This is a genomic window from Flavitalea sp. (assembly GCF_035489435.1).
Classification (GTDB): Bacteria; Bacteroidota; Bacteroidia; order Chitinophagales; family Chitinophagaceae; genus DATHKG01.
Genome location: NZ_DATHKG010000023.1, coordinates 1 through 20217, shown reverse-complemented (window position 1 = coordinate 20217; position 20217 = coordinate 1). Strand labels below are relative to the sequence as shown.

Here is a 20217-nt window from a genome sequence, read left to right as displayed (position 1 = left end):
TAGGCGGTGTTAGGTACTATTATTAGTTTATGTAAGAGGAAAAGAAAGCGAAACTGTTTTCCATTATTTTTACCTGACAATTTTAACAATCTAATATCAACCCCTATGCGTCTTTTCTCCTCCCGTCATTCCAGCTTTTTTAGTATGCTCCTGGCTTTCATGTTTTCAGTTCCGCTCACCGGATCTGCACAAAACGATGCCTTGTCGTTTAACGGTACAAACACTTATGTTGATTGTGGAAATGATCCTTTGTTTAATACAACAACCTCCGTGAAAGCAATGGAATGTTGGGCTCGATTTTCATCTTTATCACCCGGATACAGCGAGATTGTGAGTAAGTCCAGCCTCACCAATGGTATGGAATTGCTGGTGTCCAATGCAGGGATTTATTTTTACCTGATGAAAGATGTCAATAATTATTATTTTATCCACTACCCGGCAAGTATTGCAATTAATACCTGGTACCATATCGTTGGTACCTGGGATGGCGTTGACCGAAACAGTGCACGTTTATATGTAAATGGTGTTGCAGTTGGTGGTATGACTGGAGCCGGTGATATATCAACCGGAGTTGCTAATGTTGGCACTTTAAAAATCGGACAGTGGTCCGAAGCAGGTGATCCACGCTTCTTGCCGGGTCAGGTTGATGAAGTTCGAATCTGGAGCGCAAATCGCACGGCAGCGCAAATCAAACAAACTATGTTATCCAATCTTCCTTCAAATACACCAAACCTGATAGCATATTACAAATTCAATGAGGCAAGTGGAACTACAGCAGTTAACAGCACTGCTAATTCAGGATTAGACGGAACGATATTTAACGGAAGCCGGGTTGCATCACCTGTTCAGTTTGCATACAATGCAGTAGATTTTGATGGTTTGGATGACTATGTGCGCGTTGAGCCAAACCCAGCTTATGACTTCAGTAGCGGAACCATCGAATTCATGATGAAACCAGGTGTTCTTGACGTAGATAACCGAATGATTGTTGGCCTGAGAAATACAGCTGGTATTACACGGTTCAGTATTCATGTATCTAACACGCGAATAGGTATGTGGAACAATTCTGTAGTGTCGTTTATTAATCACTTATTTAATGTCGGGCAATGGTACCATGTGGCTTTTGTTTGTAATGGCGTTAATACTACAGTTTATGTAGATGGATCACCTATAGGAACTCTTGGCATGACCTATGGAACCAGCGTTGGTATGCCTTTGCATATTGGTATGGTAGAATCAGCCGGATCTGAAAGATTTAACGGGGCGATTGATGAAGTGCGACTTTGGAACGTTGTCCGAACGCAATCGGAAATCCAGGCTACCAAAGACTTCGCACTGCAAGGTAACGAAGCCGGGCTCGTTGGATTATTTTCTTTCGACCAGGGCATTTCAACAGGGAACAATACCGGCTTTACCTCAATCACAGATAAGAGCTCAACTGCAGGTTATGGCAGACTTTTCAATTTTGGTTTAACCGGTTCTACTTCAAACTTTGTTAGCAGTTCCATAGCCATTACGCTTCCCATTACCCTTGGTGCATTCAATGTAACAAAAGTCAACGAATCGGCATTGATCTCATGGTTCACTTCAACCGAATCTAACAGTAGTCATTTCAATATTGAGAGAAGTGCAGATGGTTCTGCATTTACAACTATTGGTTCTGTTAATGCGGCTGGTAATTCTAACGGCAAATTAAACTACTCATACACGGATGGCACACCACTGACCGGCAAGAATTTTTACAGGCTCAAATCAGTTGATAAGGACAGTCGATCATCCTATTCAGCTGTAAGGGTGATTGATCTTTCAGCCTTAGCAACAAAGCTTTCGTGGACAAGCAACGATGGACATAATATCGATATCACCTGGTCAGGCGCAAAGGCAGCTAAGTATTATATATCCGATGCAAATGGACGTGTTGTTGATCGCGGAATTCTGCAAACGGGAGTTAAACGTCTCAATACGTTAAGACCTGGAACATATATTATTTCAACAGAAGATAAATCGGTCTCATCATTGCGCTTTGTCGTGAGATAATGGGGAAGTGGTGAAATAATGGTGAAGCGGTGGGATTATGGAGAAGTTATGGTGTGCCACCTCAGCAGGGGTTGAAAAAAACAGAATTGTATGAATAGGCGTTAGGTGATTTTTTAACAGCCAGGATTCACAGAGTGAACCTTTTTATTAAGAGTTGTGTATTCGTGATTCCTAAAATCTGCGACTTGTTATTACCGATTTCACTTAAGTGGCCGGGTGGGGTTAGACTGACTTTTCTTATTTTAGAGTCCGATGAAGAGAAATAATAATCGGGATGTTTCAAAGAAACGCACTTTGAAACGCCCACAGCGCCTGCAGCACGCAGCGAATTGGCTGAAAACTATAACCGTTCACGGCAAACAACTGGTACATGCATATTCCAGGAATACAATACAGATCTATTGTGTAGCATTGCTGAACTACGGATACTAGGCATTTCAATTACCGTTGAATACGAAAAGACTCTACAACGTTCAGTAAAAGACCGGTTAGCAAAATTGCAAGAAAGGAAAGTGCAGAGGCAAAAATTTTTAGAACCTCAAAACAGTCTTCTACAAGTAGTTGAAAAGTAAACCCTTCGTCTGCAACGTGATCCATTTCATTTTCTATGGTAGTGAAAATTATCAGCACTGGTTCGACAGCCTCAATAATTTTACCCGCTTAAGCAATTTGAATAGATCTTTCTAAAACCGGGGTTACAATCATTTGAATCTTTTCTTCATCACCTTCATTTATTGTGGAATCATCCCCGATGGCGTGTTCCAGTGCGGTCATTTAAGTAAATCCAAAATAGAGCATCAGCTACGAGTTAAATCATTTGGCTTTCGTTCCCATAAGAATCCGCCGGCAGACTTTGTTTTTCCATTGACGGCTGCGGAAATGGTTTTTACAGCGATTTTTTCTGATCTGGCAGCCTCTGCAATACTTGGAAAGGTCTCAAGAAGCTCGCCTTCAATGGAGAATTTAATAACAGGAATGCTGATGGCCCTGATTTTTTCAGCGGTTGATGAAAAGTGTTTGGTAATATCAAGTTTTTTCGGTCCATCGCCGTAAATCCAGATAAAGCGGCCAGTGGTATTGAACTTCTTATTGGCTACAGCGGAAATGGAAGTTGCATGAACCCCGGTTAAACGTTCTGCTTCTTTGGTACTTGTAAAGGTCCGTATTTTAGCGCCTGCCAGGTTATACTGGGTCACTTTTTTGCCTGTCCGGGTCTTGATTTTCACAGCGGGTGCTTCGAATAAAGGTGTTTTTGCAGCATGCTTTGCCCTGGATGCCATAAGGGTAAAACGTTGTTCTTGTGTAACAGGTTTCCAGATAAAACCTCCCGCAGTATAATTTTTTCCGGAAGCATTTTTCTGAATATTGGCGGGTGTTAAACCGCTTGCATTAGCTGCCAGTTCTATACTTTCATGTATGGCTATCAATTTATTTTTTAAGGAATATTGGGCCACAGGTTTGCTTCGGATATAGGGTTCGTATTCGCCATGATAAGTTTCTCCCTCGACCCTCCAAACATACCCGTGGGAAATTCTTGTTTTCCTCATTGCGCAATCGCGTAGAGTTGCTTCTGAAACCTTTAGAAATATCGCGGCCTGACGGATGCTCGGAAACGTGTTTATTTTTTTACCATCCGGAAGATATTGAACAATGACCCTTCTCTTGTTTTTCATCATTCCGACAAATTCACCATTGTATCTTTCGTTTTTAAACCGCCACACAAATCCACCTCCGAGTTTCCCTTTTCTCCGGGCACAGCTGCTGATTGTATCTGCAGTTATCCCGGTGAGGTCCGAAGCTTGTTTGAGACTGGGATAGCTGCGAATAATCTTGCCTTCCAGGCTATATTGAGTTATTTCCTTCTCATAAGAAAATGATTTATATTCTCCCCGGTATCTGTCACCCTTAAATCTAAAAACAAATCCATTTAACTGTATCACCTTTTGGTTTATGGAGTCGCGTATGCTTGAACGATGATAACCTGTAGCTTTTGCTGTGGCATCTATACTTTCAAATGCATTTACTTTTTTGCCGTTTAACAGGTACTGTACAACGGGCCTTGGAGCATTATTTTCGGCCCAAACAATTTTTTCGCCGACCTTAATTTTCCGCCCTGATCTCGGTCTTCGCTTCAGACCAAGATCATGAATGTATAGCTCGGTTCCATTCATCAGCACAAGATTGCTGAAATGATTGTTGCAATTGTCCCCGTCTTTATGAACGACCAGTGCAGTTACCGGAACGGTATCCAGGGGCGCAACGAAGAGGTCATAAACGAGCCTGTTTACCATGAAAGAATGGTTGATGCCTCCATATCTGATCTTAACCCTTAGCTGTTCGGAGTATTCTTTTGTATATTGATTATAAGATTTTGCGATGCTTTGTTTGCGGAACATGTCTTTTGTATAATAGCACTGCCCTGTTGAAAGCTCCACCAGCCGCGCATAAGACCAGACCCGGCCATAGTTCGACACGCATGTGTATCCATCAAAACCCGGCAGATCCCCCCATTCTTCTCCTGGCATGTTTTCGAGCAACATGTTGCGGAACGGATATTTATTGTAGTCTTTCGGCATTCCGGAAGCACTTTTGTTTGTGATAGACAAAAGTAAACATAAGGCGAAATAGTGAAAGTGACAATAGCATAACAACCGAATATAGTGACTTGCCAGCGGTATTATTAGGGAGATTAGCTGTTAGCAAAAACTACTACCGCCAGGGATTGGGCGAAGCGATTTTGATAGATGCCTTAAAAAGAAGCTATTTCCCTTCAACACAAATTGATTCAATGGCAGTAATAGTAGACCCGCTGGATGATGAAGCATCCGAAATGAAAAATCTCATAAAAGAAAACTGCCCGCTTTTTTCAACAACTCAACATCCTTTTTCCACTCCGCCAGTTTTGTTTCATAGGCCGCCTGAGTCTTTTTTATTCTGAGCGTATGAGGCGATCCTATCCTGATTGTTTCCATTTTAAGATCAACAGTGACTCGTGTAATGGCATGCTCCATGTCTGATCTTTCAGCTTGCGCTTTTCTATAATCGAAGACCTGTTGTACCGGTGACAGTAGAAAAGGCGCCAGGATCTCCCAGCATTTTTTATCATGGTTGGCGTGCGCTGGAACAGCTCTTGTCCAATCTGAAGGTGGAGCGGGCTTTTTGCCAACCCTCCTCTCCAGGTCCGTTATGCAAATCTTAAGTATCATTCCGCCAAGCCGGGTTTTCTCTTTGGATTCAAGGATCACCTTTAACAGCACATCATTCACATAGGACCGGTTCAGCTTTCGTGTAAATGCTTTGTTTGTGTTTTCGAACCATGGGTCATCAGCAGCCTTAAGTTTACTCAATATCAATGTTTCCCTTAATGTTTTCTGTGCAGCTTGTTTAATATTTGTTTCTGTGAGATTCAAAGCTTCCAGGTAGGAGGGCAGCTTGTTCAACCTTGCCAGCACGAATGCGCTGTAGGTTTTACCCGTATTGATTATACCGCGAAGAACGGCCAGCAAATGATGCAATATGCCGGCTTCAGCCCTTTCACCGGCGCCAGTAAATATACTTTCAAAACAACCTGACGGATATTTTCCCAAAAGTTTAATCCAGCTTGCAACTGATACCTGGTTAAAATGATCCACCAACATTTTTACAGCGCTGCGTTTAAGATATTTCTCATCTTCCAGATTGATCAACCATTCCGCCAAAGGATCAAAATTTAATTCTTTGTCGTTTGAATGTTCAAAACCATCTTCTGCAAGTTTTTTTATAAGCTTGTGATCGGACGTATCAAGGTTATCCCAATGTTGATTATAATAATTGATCCACTCTAGTTTATTATCCGCTGGCTGATCTATAAGAAGTTGATAGTGGTTTTTACGTGACCATAAAAATATGGCCCCATAGTGATACCAATATTCCATTTCCATGCCCGCATTGCCAGTATACTCAGTTTCGTTTTTTTCAACCGGATTACCTTCGTTAAGTTTTATAGGCGAAATCAGCTGATCTTCTTCAAATGATAGATTTTTCAAGGGGGGAATTCCATCTGGCATCCAATGCTCTACCTGTACACATTCATCAAATACTTCACCCATGGTGCCGTTTTCGGCCAGAACTTCATTATCAAGTTCGCCAAACTCGCCATAGCGACGCCTCCGGCTTGACGGCCTTTCATCATAATCGAATGTCAACTCTCCTATCTGATAGCTTGTGACCAATCCGGCTTTCGCATAAAACCCGGCTTTTGCCGCTGCGTTTATCAGGGCCTCCGCTCTTGGACGATCATTAAGTTTGAGCGTGCTCATCCTGAAATTTGAAGGAGTATATTGGTGGCCGAGTAATACGATTTTTGGAAAATCGGGATCATTTTCAGCGGATTTCAGAATCATCGCGAGTTGGTCGGCATAGTTTCCAATTTGTTGTGGCTTTATTTTCTTATTACCCTTTTTCTGAACAAGGTTATACACCAGGCAGATTCTATGACCTGAACGCAGTGGCTTTACCTCGTGTTCACAATCTGCATAAAATGCAACAAAAGGGATCTGGTATTGATTAGTCGATTGGGAAAATTCGAAGCTGCGCGTATTTCCATCGAATTGAACCTGTAGTTCGCCTCCCTCATGTTTTGAAGGTAACCCTATGATCAAAGTCCCGAACATTCCCGCTTCTTTTTCTGAGTCTTTATGAGCTAGAAAGAAATCTCCTTTTTCGTAGATCAATAGTTTATACAGATTTGCCACAACTTTTCCATCCTGAATACCCAGATCAGGTTTTACCTTTTCGACGATCGCTTGCACAAACTTTGGCCAGTTACTATTTTCAAAATTGACATTATCAGCGTCAATCTCCCATGCACTTCTGATATTTGTATCCAATACTGTTTTGCTTCCCTTGCCGAACGGGGCTTTACGGGCTTTGCCGATCAATGCCTGTGCCTGTGTTGCATTTACCGGAAAACTGATTTCGCCAATATCCCTAACTGTCATTCCCGGGAAAATAAACGGTTCGGCCCCTGCGCTCACAAAACTGCCGCTGCCACTGATCTTTTTCAAAACACCAAGTATTTGTTGGTTGAAGTCTGACATTGTTATTGTTGGTTGAATTCTTTAATTGTAATCATAGGTTAAAGTCTGTCACAGCAATAGTTGATGGAAGTCCTGCAAACTTCATTTTCAGGGTTAGGATGTTGAACTTATGAAATTAATGAATCAATAATAAGATTGCATAATACCACGACTCTAAAAAATTCAGGCAAGGATCACCAGAAGGGTTCATTTTTAGCGGTTTTTCAAAATGACCGCTATTTCAGTCAAAATGACTCGTTTTTGACTGAAATATCGGTCATTTAAAAAATTCGGATTTTTGACAGGGTCCGCTGCTTCAAATTATCATCTCACTTAAAAAACTCTCCTTCGTGTTGTCCTTCCTGTTCTTCGTCCGACCTTCTTTGGTACCGGATTGAAACTGAAGTTTCCGAGAGGTGACCATGCTTTAGGTTGTCATCCTAATTGGTCACCAATATGCTACTCCGCCCTCAAATTATTAACGGGATTACTATTCGCTGCCTTCAACGTTTGCGACAGAATAGTGGTCAGTCCCAAAACCATCACGATCACCAGGCTAATGCCGATTTCAAAAATACCGATCTGGATATTGTAAGACTGAATCGTCGACAACAAATAATCAAACATAAAATAAACCAGCGGTATGGTGATGAAGGTGGCGATCACCAACAGGATCAGGAAATCTCTCGATAACAATAACACAAGATTTTTGGAAGATGCGCCCATCACCTTACGGATGCTGATCTCCTTGAAGCGTTTTCTTGTTGTAAAGGATACCGAACCAAGTAAACCCAGGCATGCCACTGTAATTGCAAGTATACCGAGGAAGCCCCATAGCTTCATAATGGTAACATAAAAACTATAAGCATCTTTTATCTCATCAGAAAAAAGCTGCGAGGTGAACTTCCCTTCACCGCCAATCTTTTTCCAGGTCGACTCCATGGCAGGCATCAGGCTGGCGAGATCGGCTGACTGCAATTTTAGATTCGCAAATCTGAATTTGTCTGCCTTATATTCAAAAAAGAAAGCTTTGATTAATTCTTTAAGACCCGAGTAATGAAAGTTCTTCAGGATACCAACGATTCTTACTTCAGATCCATCAGTTAAGATCAATGATCTGTCGATAGCGGCAAAAGGGTCTTTGGGATTCAGGATTTTCGCCAACTCTTCATTTATAATAATGTGCCGCGCATTTTCATTAGCATTATTACTGAAATCTTTTCCTGCCAGCAACTCCAGTTTCATATTCGAAATAAAAGCTTCGTTTATTGATATAGATGAAGTCTTAAGCGAATCTACCCCTTGCGAAACTTTCACATATTGCTCAGGCGCAGCCCCAATCCCCAAAACATGCGACGATAAAGAAATCTTTTTTACCGGCGATAGCTTTGAATATTCATTTGCAAAAATCTGCGGATCGATATTTTGCAGGTCAACATCGAGGACATTCTGCTGTTCAAACCCAAAATCATAATTAACCGAATAATTATACTGACGGATCATGATCAGCACAGCCATGGTAAAGCCAAGAGAAAGTATGAACTGGGAGGTTAAAATAATTTTTCGAAAATAAGAACGACCACTTGACTTTAATTCTTTTCCTTTCAATGCATTGATGGGCGTAACCTTCAGGAAATAAAGCGCCGGGACTACGCCTGCTGTAGCACCAACAAGAATTGCGAATACTACAAAACCAATCAGAGTCGTCAATGTGGGAGATAAATTCATCGGCGAGGTTTCCACCATCTGAAAGAGAAAGTCTTTTCGTATTACCTCAAAAATCAAATATGAAAAAACAAGTGCCAGCAGCGCCACCACTGTTGATTCAACGATAAACATCAAAAAGATGTGTTTCTTTTCCCCGCCTAATACTTTTCTTACACCGATTTCCCGCATGCGCTCCAGCGATTGAGAAATAGATAGATTGATATAATTGGAACAAGCTGGTATTAGTATGATTAAGGTGATTAAACCCACCAGGAATATTGACAGGTATTGCCAGGTTGGTCCAATCGAATTAGCTGTTTCAGGGCCAGGTGCAATTTTATCCAGGCGCTGCAGTTTGAACGAGGCTTTAAAATCCTTCTGTGTATAGCGTTGTTTTGCAATTGTATTCAGTGATTGTTGTATGTTGAGCGGCTTGGCATTTTTGGAAAGCAGCATATATATGTAAGCATCCATGAACGCCTGTCGGATATCCAGGTTCACCGGCGGTAAAGTTTTCATATGCGATTCGTATGTGGCATAGGAAGCAATTGCACCGAACTGCATATGCGAGTTTTGCGGAACATCTTTGCAGATACCGGTAACCATCAGGTCCCCATATGGTCCGGCTTTAATCATTTCACCCATAGGCTCTTTATCGCCAAAAAATTTCTTCGCTTCGGTTTCAGAAATAACGATGCAGTTCGGTTGGCTCAGCGCGGTAGCCTTATCACCTTTAACTAAAGGAAAATTAAAAACCTGGAAAAATGAGACATCTGCAAAATAGCCGTCAACATAAATCTTTTTATCGCCGTGTATCATCTCCCCGCCAAGAAATGTATTTATGCGGATGACTTTTTCTACGCCTGTAATATCTTTTTCGAGGTTGTGTGCAAGCTCAACCGGGGCCGAGGCATAATATGGATTTTCCTCATTGTTTTGCATTAGGGTAGTAACCCTGTAGATCCGGTCCTTGTTGGTATGGAAGTCGTCGTAAGTGAATATAAAAACCAACCAGGCTATATATAGCAAACACAACGACATCCCAAGCGCCAGGCCAAATACATGCAATACCGTAAATAATTTATTCTTGTATAGATTACGCCAGGCGGTCAGGAAGAAGTTCTTAAACATAGCAGTATGATTTCATTTGGAAAGAATTGGTAATGTTCACTTGCTTTTGCATTCCTCGCCAGGCCGGTCACCTTGATGCTCAATACAAAGACATCTGCTTTCCTGTCTGGTTTCAAAGTTTTTGTCGTCGATTTCATGCAAATATTACAGGTCATTTAACCTGCATTCTGAAAAATGATGATGAATGGTAGCTGCCTGAATACTAAAATATCAACAATAGTGCAAAAGATTGCCGTAGCCTTTGCGAAACGTGACGAAAACCAGCTTTTATGGGGTAGAAGTCACGATTGATGTGTTCGCGGTTATAGCTCTTATATACTGATTCCCCACTGCCTTTTATGTCGGAAGTTTGATTTTTTTAGTTAGTTTGTCTTTTATTGGTAATAAAGCTGAAAGTATGCAATTGAAAGCAGTTTCTGATTCTGCGTGTAATCAAGCCGAAAAAGAAGAGATGAATCAAACCTGTATTGGCGATACCGAATTTGAAGTGTTTTTCAGAGACAATTTTACGAATCTGTGTATGTTTTGCCAGTATAAATTTGGATTCGATATTGATTTATCCAAAGAAGCCACTCACAGTGCATTTATAAAACTCTGGGAAAACAGGCACAATATATCACCCTCCCTGTCTTTGAAAGCTTACACTTACAAAATAACCGCCAATATCTGTTTAGATATACTGAGACACAGAAAAGTAGAACAGCAATATGAAAAATACGCCATTCAAAGCAAGGGGGATCGCGGAGAAGCAATTGAGTATAATGGAGCAGATTTTAAAGAGCTAAAAAATCATGTTGATCAGGCTGTTTTAGAACTACCTGCGCAGATGCGAAAAGTTTTTGAGTTAAGCCGGTATGAAGGATTAAAATATTTTGAAATTGCATCCCGGCTTGGTATATCGATAAAAACGGTGGAAACCCAAATGAGCCGGGCCTTGTTGAAACTCAGGCAAAAACTTGCTGATTACCTGCCTTTTTTTATTTTATATATTCTCCATCACAATTAGTTGAAAAAATATTTTTTCCTGGTGTAGGGGTGAAACACTGCTGATCCGTATAATATTCAAGTAAATGAACAATAACAGCAACTTAGACCAATTACTAACATTGTATTTGTTAAATGAATCGAATGCTGAACAGGAAGCCTTTGTTAGCCAATGGATAAATGAAGACGATGCAAACAAGGATTATCTGCAGGAACTAAAAAAAACCATCGGCTTAATTGGTGCTACACGAACATCTGAACTAATTGATATAAATAAAGAGTGGGATCAATTTAGTAAAAACATAGGGAACAACCAGTACCAGGCGGAGAAGACAGAAGTCATTGGTAGCTGGGACGAAAGCTTAAATATAGCTGACACCGCTATAAGATCAAAGGTTTATCGCATAGTGGCTGCAACTGCTGTCGCAGCTTCATTGCTCCTGGTTGTTGGCTTTGGCTGGCAATATTTCAACAAACAAAAAACTGTTGAAAGATCTGTTGTGGTAGTTGATCAGTTGCCAGTCGTTGTCAAACCCATTTTGCGAACGGAGATTAACAATGAAGATAAACCCCGGGTATTAAAATTGAGCGATGGATCAGGAGTGATTTTAGAGGGGAAAAGTGAACTTGCTTTTTATGAACCGTTTGCGTCAGACACACGAAATGTCACTTTAAAAGGTAAAGCGAACTTTATTGTAGTGAAGGATCAAAAACGACCGTTCACTGTATTTAGCAGCGATATTAAAACTACTGTGCTGGGAACAAACTTTACTGTGACGGCCTATAGTAACTCTCAACATATTACCGTAAGGCTTTTTGAGGGAAGAGTGAAGGTGAGTTCGGGGGATGAGGTTAAAAAACATCTCAATAAAGATTTCATATTGTCTCCGGGACAGGAACTTATATATGATAAGAAAAAGTCTACTGCCAGCGTCCGGAACTTTGGAGTAGCTAAGCAGAGTCCTAAAGGAACTAATAAAAATACCGGTAAGGAGGCAATGGAAAATCCTTCCATTCCATTTGATAAAGGCTCATGGTACATGTTCAATAATGAGTTGTTAAGCCAGGTTTTCGATCAGCTTAAAAGCATGTATAAGGTCGATATCAGATACGATGCAAAAGATCTGGAGAAGGTTTATTTCATAGGAATGTTTAAGAAAACGGAAGCCATTGACGATGTGTTAAAACAGATAGCGAAATTGAATAACCTGACTGTGACGAAAAAAGATAATAAATATATAATCAGCAAACTATAAAAAGGTATCGTGACGGTTATTAAATAAGATGCGCATCTCAATACAATTCATTTGTAGTGTTGTACCGTCATTGAGATCTTAGATCCCTCAATATTACTGAACCTATCCCTTAAAAAGAACCCCTGGTAAGCAAACGAGATTTCGTATCATGGTTGTCGCGTTAGCCATCAGACATTAGTGGTCGCAAACCAATATTTTCATTATCAGAAGATATTGTTCTTATTCATCTGTGCAGGTCTTGAAAAGCTCACGGTATTCATAGAATAACGTGTCAGTAGATAGTAGCGCTATTTATTAAAGTTTTTCCAGGCACACACACAAACATTTTTTATTTCAAATTTTTTCCCGGAACAATTACCGGTAACGAAAGTAACAGGTAGAATTCCAGGTTTATTTTAGTGATAGATGTATTTGATAAAAATCATCATTCACTTAACCATAAGTGCCGGACTTAGCAGGTATATTTCACTTGTGTGTTCGTGCATATAATGGTGCAGATAATTATTTCAACATTCTAAAATTGCTGTCGTATGAGATTTAATCGAATTAAGTCCTGGGCTTGCTATGCCCTTTCTTTTCTCCTCTTTATTCTTGGATCAAATGTTGTAAATGCGCAGGTAAAAGACAACATTGTAAAAGGCGTGGTACAAAATAACGAAAGTGAAGGTGTGCCGGGTGTTTCTGTTATTCTCCGGAATGTCAAAACCAACTTCACTTTAGGTACCAGCTCCGATAGTACCGGCGCATTTAGTTTTTTACGTGTGCCCGCAGGAGGGCCTTACAGTTTTACTTTCTCCACAGTAGGTTTTGAAACCCAGACTTTATCTGGCTACAACCTAAAAGATGATGCCACTTTATCACTAATCGTAAAGATGGTTTCCACTACGGCTGCGCTTGAACAGGTAGTAGTTGTTGGATATGGTACTCAGAAAAGAAAGGATCTTACTGGTTCTGTATCATCTATCTCAAGTAAAGACATCCAGGATCTGCCGGTTGCGCGTATTGACCAGGCTTTGGCCGGAAAGGTTGCCGGGGTACAGGTTAAAGCCGTTTCCGGTGAGCCAGGTGCAGCTCCGCAAATCCGGATAAGAGGAATCGGAAGTATTTCTGCAGGCGGAAGTCCATTGTATGTAGTAGACGGATTTCCGACAGGTAATATTGAAAACCTGAATCCGAATGATATTGAAAGCATGGATATCTTAAAGGATGCTTCGGCTACTGCTATCTATGGCTCCCGTGGATCAAATGGGGTTATCATTATAAATACTAAAAGAGGTTCAAGTGGGAAAGCAAACATTTCAATGAGTGGCTACACTGGTTGGCAGCAAGTTTCGATGAAACCTCATTACATGAATTCAATGGAGATTGCGCAATATCATTATGAAGGGTTGCGACAAAACAATATTGATCTTGGCAATAATGTTTCAGGGCCACCCGAAAACTGGGCTATCCCGGTACCACCTACTACTTTAGACGTGATGTCGGGTAAGCTGACCTACGACAAATTTGCATTGGATGATGTGTTGCGTACTGCACCACAGCACCAGGTACAACTATCGGCCACCGGCGGCAGCGAAAATGTCAAGTACGCCCTGAGTGGCGAATACTTAAGCCAGGACGGTATCGTGGTAGGCAGCGACTTCCAACGGTTTTCTCTAAGGGCGAACATCGATGCAAAGCTTTCCAAAAAGATCACAGTAAAGATGAATTTAAATCCTTCATTCATCGACAGGAATCTCATAACTGCAACAGGATCGAGTAGCTCATCCAATGAAGGTGTAATAGGCAGCGCCTTCGGTGTAAACCCGATGTATCCACTATACAATCCGGATGGAAGCTATTTTGTTTTTATTCCCGGATTGGATGTGACCTCCAATGCTCAAAACCCTGCTGCCCTGGCCAGGGAGATCACTAATAAGCAAAAGAGGCTCAGCCTGTTTGCAAATGTTAACCTGGAGTATAGGATAACAGATGATCTTAAGTTTAATGTAATGGCAGGTGGTGTTGTACAGAATAATAAAGGTTACAGGTTTAAACCACAACTCCCTGCATTCTTCAACGAACCAGCTTTTGGAACAGATAATGCATCGATGAGCTACAATTGGTTAACAGAGTATACGCTCAATTATAGTAAATCGGTAGGCGATCATAATTTCTCGGTCCTTGGCGGATATACTGCCCAAAAGGAAACAACCGAAATCAATACCTTATCCAGTAACAAGTTTCCCAATAACCTGGTTCCGACCTTAAATGCAACGAGTGGGGTTATCACTGCCGGTTCTTCTGAGATATTTGAATGGTCACTTCTTTCATACCTGGGAAGACTAAACTACAATTATAAGAGTAAATATTATATCACTGCTTCCTTTCGTGCCGATGGCTCATCGCGGTTTGGCTCTGAAAGCAAATATGGATTTTTTCCATCTGCCGCTTTGGCATGGCGCGTATCCGATGAGAATTTCATGAAGGATCTGGACTTTATCAGTGAGTTAAAATTGAGGACCAGCTATGGAGAAACAGGTAATAACAACATTGGAAACTACGAGCAGTTTGCGACGATCAACTATGAACGATATGTGCTGGGTGGTGGGGTAGCCGGAGGTTTTTCACAGGCAAAGCTTGCGAACTCATTGTTAACATGGGAAAAACAACGCCAGCTTAATATCGGCATTGACCTGTCATTCCTGAACAACCGCATACGTATAAGTGTCGATCATTTCAGATCTACCAATACGGATCTTTTGCTGAATGTTAATGTGCCTGATATTACCGGGTTTAGTACCTCTTTGCAGAACATTGGGGAGGTGAAAAACCATGGATGGGATTTTTCTTTGGGAACAACAAACATAAAAGGCAAAGATTTCGAGTGGACCACCGATTTCAACATCTCATCTTTCAGAAACGAAGTTGTTAAATTAGGACCTACTGGAGATCCGATTTATGGCGGCAATAGTCATATCACAATGATCGGTCAACCAATTGGTATGTTCTACGGCTGGATTACTGACGGGGTGTTTATGAACCAGGCCGAGTTGAACAGCGGTCCGATTTTTAATCCGACCGGTGTTGACCGTTCACGTGTCGGCGATATAAGATTCAAGGATATCAGTGGTCCTGACGGAAAGCCAGATGGTGTAATCAATAACCTGGATAAAACAATCATTGGTTCTCCTTACCCTGATTTCTACTATGGCATGACCAACAGGGTATCTTATAAAAAATTCAGTTTGAGCTTTAGCTTACAGGGATCGAAAGGTGCTTTGATATTTGATGAATCAAGAGCAGCATCGATGGCAACCAGGGGGCGTTTTCCCCAGCTTTCTGCCCTTAACAATTATTGGAAATCAGAACAGGAACCGGGCGACGGTCAAACACCCCGGCCCAACAATGCTCCAACAGGAAATGTTCGTGGCCAGTTCAGCACATGGTTTCTCGATACAGGAACATTTTTGAGAATTACAAACATCAATTTTGGTTATGCGCTTCCTGAAGCAATTGCCGGTAAACTTGGGCTTCGTTCGGTAAGAGCCTATGCAAGTGCAAACAATCCATTTACTTTTTCAAAGAACCTCGGCTTTAATCCTGAGGCAAGCAACCTGGAAGATCCCCTGAGGCCAGGTCGCGCTTTTAGTGATTATCCTATTCCCAGGAGCCTGGTTTTAGGATTAAATATCGGATTCAAAAATTAGTATGATTTAAACATTAATGAGAATGAAAAAGATAAATATTTTAATGGTAACATCATTGTTTCTAATGATGTCCTGCAAAAAAGATTTTATTGAATTGACACCGGAATCAACTGTCAGCGTTGATATACTATACAAAACGGATAAGGATTTCCAGGATGCTATTGTAGGTGCTTACAGTATATTAACCAGGCAGGGACCAAACATCTGGAATTTTGGAGACCTTGCTGGTGACGACACTGAACAACAGTTTTTAACTTCTATTACCCAGGTTGGTATTGATAACTTTTCTATAAATATCAATGATAATTTGCTTATAAGCAGCTGGCGCAATTACTATAGCATGATCAGCCGCTGTAACCTGCTGCTGGAGAAAATTGAAACTGCCGATGCAGCTGTCGTTACGAACAAGAACAAATACATCGGGGAGGCAAGGTTTCTTAGAGCACTTGCTTATTTCGACCTCGTTCGCATTTTTGGAGATGTTCCTGCAGTGGTCACTCCTCTGACTACCGCGGAAGCCTATAAGGTACCCAGGGAAAAAGTAGACAAAATTTATGACGACATAATCGAGAAGGACTTGTTAGACGCCGAAACAAAATTGCCCGCCAGGAATACTGGTGCCGATTTGGGAAGGGCAACCAGCGGTGCGGCAAAGTCGCTGCTTGGTAAAGTATATCTGACACGTAAAAATTTCCCTAAAGCTGAAACCAAACTACAGGAAGTAACTACCATGGGTTATAACCTCCTGGCAGACTTCAATGAATTATTCAATTATCAAAAGGATGAACATCACAGCGAATACATTTTTGATATTGAATACGAGGAAGGCATCAACCTGGGCAGTGCATTCACGAATAACTTTGCCCCGGCTTATGCAAACGTTCTGAATTTTTATGGGATAACCGGGCAGGGTGCCAGCCAGGGTTCTCCCTCAGAAGAACTGTTCACTTTATTTGCCGCCAACGATAAGCGTAAAGATATCACTGTAGCAAAAGGTTATACTGATAATAACGGTGTTTATATTCCGACACCGACTTTTGATGTAAGAACATTCACCAAAAAATATTTTACTAAAACAGTGCGTATGAACGACAGCAAGGCAAACTGGAAGGTAATTCGGTATGCTGATGTGCTGTTAATGTATGCGGAAGCCCTAAATGAAAATAATAAAACTCCGCTGGCACTTGATAATCTTAACAAAGTACATGTTCGTGCAGGTTTAACACCTCTCTCAGGACTCAATAAAGACCAGGCCCGCGAAAGCATTTACCTGGAAAGAAGATTTGAATTATATCTTGAAGGACACAGATGGTTCGATATGGTAAGGACCGGGAGAGCTCTTGCAAAAATGGAATCAAAAGGTATGAAAGCTTATATGACTGTTTTCCCTGTGCCTCTTAGCCAGATACAGTTGATAAACGATGATGCTATTTTGCCGCAAAACCCGGGCTATAATTAATTATTATTCTTTACAACATCGTAGCTCCAGGTGAGGAATTACCTGGAGTTACTTTGAAATGAGAGTTAAGCGCCGATCATTTAGTTGCCTGTTTAATCAACAGGGGGTTTGCGATATCTTTTAATGAATTAAATAAATTTGATGCCAGTAGATACGGAAGAAAATTTTTTGCCAGGTGGTAATTTGCCACGCCGCAGTTTCATTCAATATAGTTCAGTAGTTGCCGGTGGGTTCATGCTTACTCCTTTTTTTAGTAAAGCTGCAACAATTAGTGATAAAGCCGCGGAAGGACCGCTTCTTTGGTACCAGCAGCCATTGCGTATTATGCATACCGTATTACGTGAAATCGATGCAAAGAACTACGATGCAAAAGCTGTTATCGATTACATGAAAAAGGGCGGCTACAATACCCTTTGTGTGAACGCCGGGGGCATCGTTGATTTCTTCCAGAATCCTTTGCCCGCAGCCAATATCAATCGTATCATGGGCGAGCGGGATATCTTAAAGGAGATATCATCTGCCTGTAAAGAAGCAGGATTTAAAGTTATTGCAAGAATCGACTTTCGCGGGGTTGAGGAACATGTTTATAAAAAATTCCCGGATTGGTTTATGCGTAATGCCTCACAACAGCCGGTGATAATGAACTGGACTAAGCCTCAACTGTATGAATCCTGTTACCTGGGCAGGCATCGTAATGAGTATGCCAACGAATACGTGAGTTATGTCTTAAAGAATTACGCAGTAGATGGAATCTGGCATAATTCACCAGGCTACCGTGGTATATGTTATTGTTCACGTTGCCAGGAAGCTTATAAGCAAACTCTGGGCAAGGCAATCCCGGTTGCCGGTTCGGCTTCCGAAGCAGACCTGGATGAATACCTGGTGTGGAAACGCCAGGTAGCGGATGAGTACATGATCCGTTTAAAGAAAACAATAAAATCATTTGGAAACGATAAAGTATACACAGCAGAAGTATTTAGCCTTTATGGTTTGGGAACTGACGCAGAATGGGGGATTGATCTGAAGAATGCCAAAGATCATTTCGATATTTTGGTTAGTGTAGCCTTTTTAACAGGAGGAGGGGCTGATAAGTATTATTATGATCTTAATTATGGCAGTACGATTATTAAGTTTCTAAAATCGATGGTGCCTGACCGCGAAGCGGTTGTAATGTATGGTGGTAATGGAACCTCACACCGGTTGGTAATTGATCCGCCAATAGATCTGAAGATCTGGTTGTGGCAGATCTTGTCTGCTGGTGGCAGGTTCTGGAATTGTTACTTTACAAATGTGCCTACCCAAACCTCCGACAACCGGAATGCCTTTAATGAAACAGATGTGTACATGTTTGTAAAGGCAAATGAAAAATTGCTGGAGCAGCATGTGCCAGTTGCGAATATTGGTATTTATTATTCCCGGTCAACCCGTTTATCATACCATAAAAAATCTGAAGAAGGCGACCAGTTTGGTAATGAAATGCGGGGTTGGGAAAACTTGTTCATGGAAAATCATATTCCCAACGATTTTATACTTGATGACCAGGCAACCAGTGAGGGAATAAGTAAATACAAAGTGATCGTTTTACCCAATGTAAGGTGCATGGGTGATGGAGAAATAGCGTTGTTGAAAGAATATGTAAGCAATGGTGGTACCTTAATAGCGACCTATGCCACTAGTCTTTATGATGCGAATGGTAAAGAGCGAAAGGACTATGGGTTAAGTGAATTGTTTGGTGTTAGCTATGCGGGTAAAAAAGAGAACACCCGTCGCGACAACTACCAGTTCATCTTAAATAAAAAGCACCCATTGGTAGCGCCCGATAGTGCCCAGACGGAACTGTTGTTTAACGCTGGTTTTACAGCACTTTGCAAGCCGGCAAAGTCAGCGGATGTGATCTGTACCTGGGTTCCTACCATTCAAAACCAGCCACCTGATAAATCGTGGGTTGATAAGTTTTCTACAGAATATCCAACCGTTGTTGAGAATGCATATGGCAAAGGCAGAGTGATGTATTTTGCGAACCAGCCGGACCTGTTAAGTTACCAGGTGGGTCATCCGGATTCCCGTAATCTGCTGTTAAGGACAATAAGACTTTTTGCAGGCAATTCGATACCGATTGAAAGTAATGCTCCATCAAGTGTAAATATTGGTTTAACAAAATCACTGATTAAGCCCGGGCAATATATACTGTCGCTTGTAAATACAACATCGGGTCCTGTTCGTCCTATACGTGAACTGATACCAGTCAATGGCATAAATGTGAAGTTAAAATTAGACGGCCGTTCGGTAGAGAGTCACAAAGTATTGCGCTGCCAGGGCTCCTGTAAGGTTACTACTAACGGCCAAAACATTGAACTGAACATTAGTAAGCTGGAAGATTTTGCGGCCGTACACATACAGATGAAGGCTTGACGAACAAATTGGGTTTAATTTTTTTATAAAGTATAAATCGTTATTACATGGCTACATTCTTAAAGCGGGGAAAGAGTATATCGGAAATACAGGAGGCCGATTTAAAAGTAAAACAGGTAGTAAGTGAAGTTATTAAAGACATAGAAACAAACGGTGATGCTGCAGTTCGCAGGTATTCAGAAAAATTTGACAATTGGAGCCCGGAATCCTTTCGTTTAAGCCCGGAGCAGATAAATGAAATTGTAGCATCAGTTCCCGCACAGGTAATTGATGATATAAAGTTTGCTCAAAAGCAGATCCGTTTTTTCGCACAACAGCAAAGAGCTTCTATCACAGATATTGAAGTTGAAACTATGCCCGGCGTTATACTAGGGCATAAAAATATTCCTGTTAATAGTGCAGGATGTTACATCCCGGGTGGAAGATACCCCATGGTGGCATCTGCACATATGAGCATTTTAACTGCTAAGGTTGCAGGTGTTAAA

The 20217-nt window shown here is 41.3% G+C and carries 11 protein-coding genes; 7 read left to right on the top strand and 4 right to left on the bottom strand.

From position 1 onward, the window contains the following. Window positions 1-105 precede the first annotated feature (105 nt). A complete protein-coding gene (locus VK664_RS03790; protein WP_461397278.1) occupies window positions 106-2037 on the top strand; it encodes a LamG domain-containing protein in 1932 nt (643 codons plus the stop codon). Between the two features lie 797 nt (window positions 2038-2834). On the opposite strand, the gene VK664_RS03785 is transcribed toward VK664_RS03790, so the two are convergent. The 4 genes from VK664_RS03785 to VK664_RS03770 all read right to left on the bottom strand — a co-directional run bounded on the left by VK664_RS03785 (window position 2835) and on the right by VK664_RS03770 (window position 10069). Then, on the bottom strand, window positions 2835-4613 hold the full coding sequence (locus tag VK664_RS03785) for an NUMOD1 domain-containing DNA-binding protein (RefSeq protein ID WP_461397277.1): 1779 nt from the start codon (window positions 4611-4613) through the stop codon (window positions 2835-2837). A gap of 264 nt (window positions 4614-4877) precedes the next feature. Further along, entirely contained in the window at window positions 4878-7115 is a 2238-nt protein-coding gene (locus tag VK664_RS03780; RefSeq protein WP_461397276.1) for a 2OG-Fe(II) oxygenase, read from the bottom strand. A 438-nt stretch (window positions 7116-7553) separates the two neighbouring features. After that, window positions 7554-9932, bottom strand: a complete 2379-nt coding sequence (locus VK664_RS03775; RefSeq protein WP_461397275.1) for an ABC transporter permease — start codon at window positions 9930-9932, stop codon at window positions 7554-7556. Next, window positions 9911-10069 (bottom strand): hypothetical protein, encoded by a 159-nt coding sequence (locus tag VK664_RS03770; RefSeq protein ID WP_461397274.1) that lies wholly within the window; start codon window positions 10067-10069, stop codon window positions 9911-9913. The genes VK664_RS03775 and VK664_RS03770 overlap by 22 nt, the downstream gene beginning before the upstream one ends. Window positions 10070-10329: 260 nt before the next feature. On the opposite strand from VK664_RS03770, the gene VK664_RS03765 reads away from it, so the two are divergent. From VK664_RS03765 to VK664_RS03740, 6 genes are all read left to right on the top strand, one after another. Then, entirely contained in the window at window positions 10330-10938 is a 609-nt protein-coding gene (locus VK664_RS03765) for an RNA polymerase sigma-70 factor (RefSeq protein ID WP_461397273.1), read from the top strand. Window positions 10939-11002: 64 nt separating this feature from the next. Continuing rightward, on the top strand, window positions 11003-12172 hold the full coding sequence (locus VK664_RS03760) for a FecR family protein (RefSeq protein WP_461397272.1): 1170 nt from the start codon (window positions 11003-11005) through the stop codon (window positions 12170-12172). Window positions 12173-12702: 530 nt separating this feature from the next. After that, window positions 12703-15861 (top strand): SusC/RagA family TonB-linked outer membrane protein, encoded by a 3159-nt coding sequence (locus tag VK664_RS03755; protein WP_461397271.1) that lies wholly within the window; start codon window positions 12703-12705, stop codon window positions 15859-15861. Between the two features lie 22 nt (window positions 15862-15883). Continuing rightward, window positions 15884-17320 (top strand): RagB/SusD family nutrient uptake outer membrane protein, encoded by a 1437-nt coding sequence (locus tag VK664_RS03750; protein ID WP_461397270.1) that lies wholly within the window; start codon window positions 15884-15886, stop codon window positions 17318-17320. A 141-nt stretch (window positions 17321-17461) separates the two neighbouring features. Beyond that, a complete protein-coding gene (locus VK664_RS03745; RefSeq protein WP_461397269.1) occupies window positions 17462-19732 on the top strand; it encodes an alpha-amylase family protein in 2271 nt (756 codons plus the stop codon). A gap of 47 nt (window positions 19733-19779) precedes the next feature. After that, window positions 19780-20217, top strand: a 438-nt coding sequence (locus VK664_RS03740; protein ID WP_461397268.1) for a histidinol dehydrogenase, incomplete at its 3' end; no start/stop codon positions are given.

Coding starts and splice junctions, on each gene's coding strand:
- VK664_RS03790 (WP_461397278.1), top strand. CDS start 106: ATGCGTCTTTTCTCCTCCCGTCATTCCAGCTTTTTTAGTATGCTCCTG.
- VK664_RS03785 (WP_461397277.1), bottom strand. CDS start 4,613: ATGCCGAAAGACTACAATAAATATCCGTTCCGCAACATGTTGCTCGAA.
- VK664_RS03780 (WP_461397276.1), bottom strand. CDS start 7,115: ATGTCAGACTTCAACCAACAAATACTTGGTGTTTTGAAAAAGATCAGT.
- VK664_RS03775 (WP_461397275.1), bottom strand. CDS start 9,932: ATGTTTAAGAACTTCTTCCTGACCGCCTGGCGTAATCTATACAAGAAT.
- VK664_RS03770 (WP_461397274.1), bottom strand. CDS start 10,069: ATGAAATCGACGACAAAAACTTTGAAACCAGACAGGAAAGCAGATGTC.
- VK664_RS03765 (WP_461397273.1), top strand. CDS start 10,330: ATGCAATTGAAAGCAGTTTCTGATTCTGCGTGTAATCAAGCCGAAAAA.
- VK664_RS03760 (WP_461397272.1), top strand. CDS start 11,003: ATGAACAATAACAGCAACTTAGACCAATTACTAACATTGTATTTGTTA.
- VK664_RS03755 (WP_461397271.1), top strand. CDS start 12,703: ATGAGATTTAATCGAATTAAGTCCTGGGCTTGCTATGCCCTTTCTTTT.
- VK664_RS03750 (WP_461397270.1), top strand. CDS start 15,884: ATGAAAAAGATAAATATTTTAATGGTAACATCATTGTTTCTAATGATG.
- VK664_RS03745 (WP_461397269.1), top strand. CDS start 17,462: ATGCCAGTAGATACGGAAGAAAATTTTTTGCCAGGTGGTAATTTGCCA.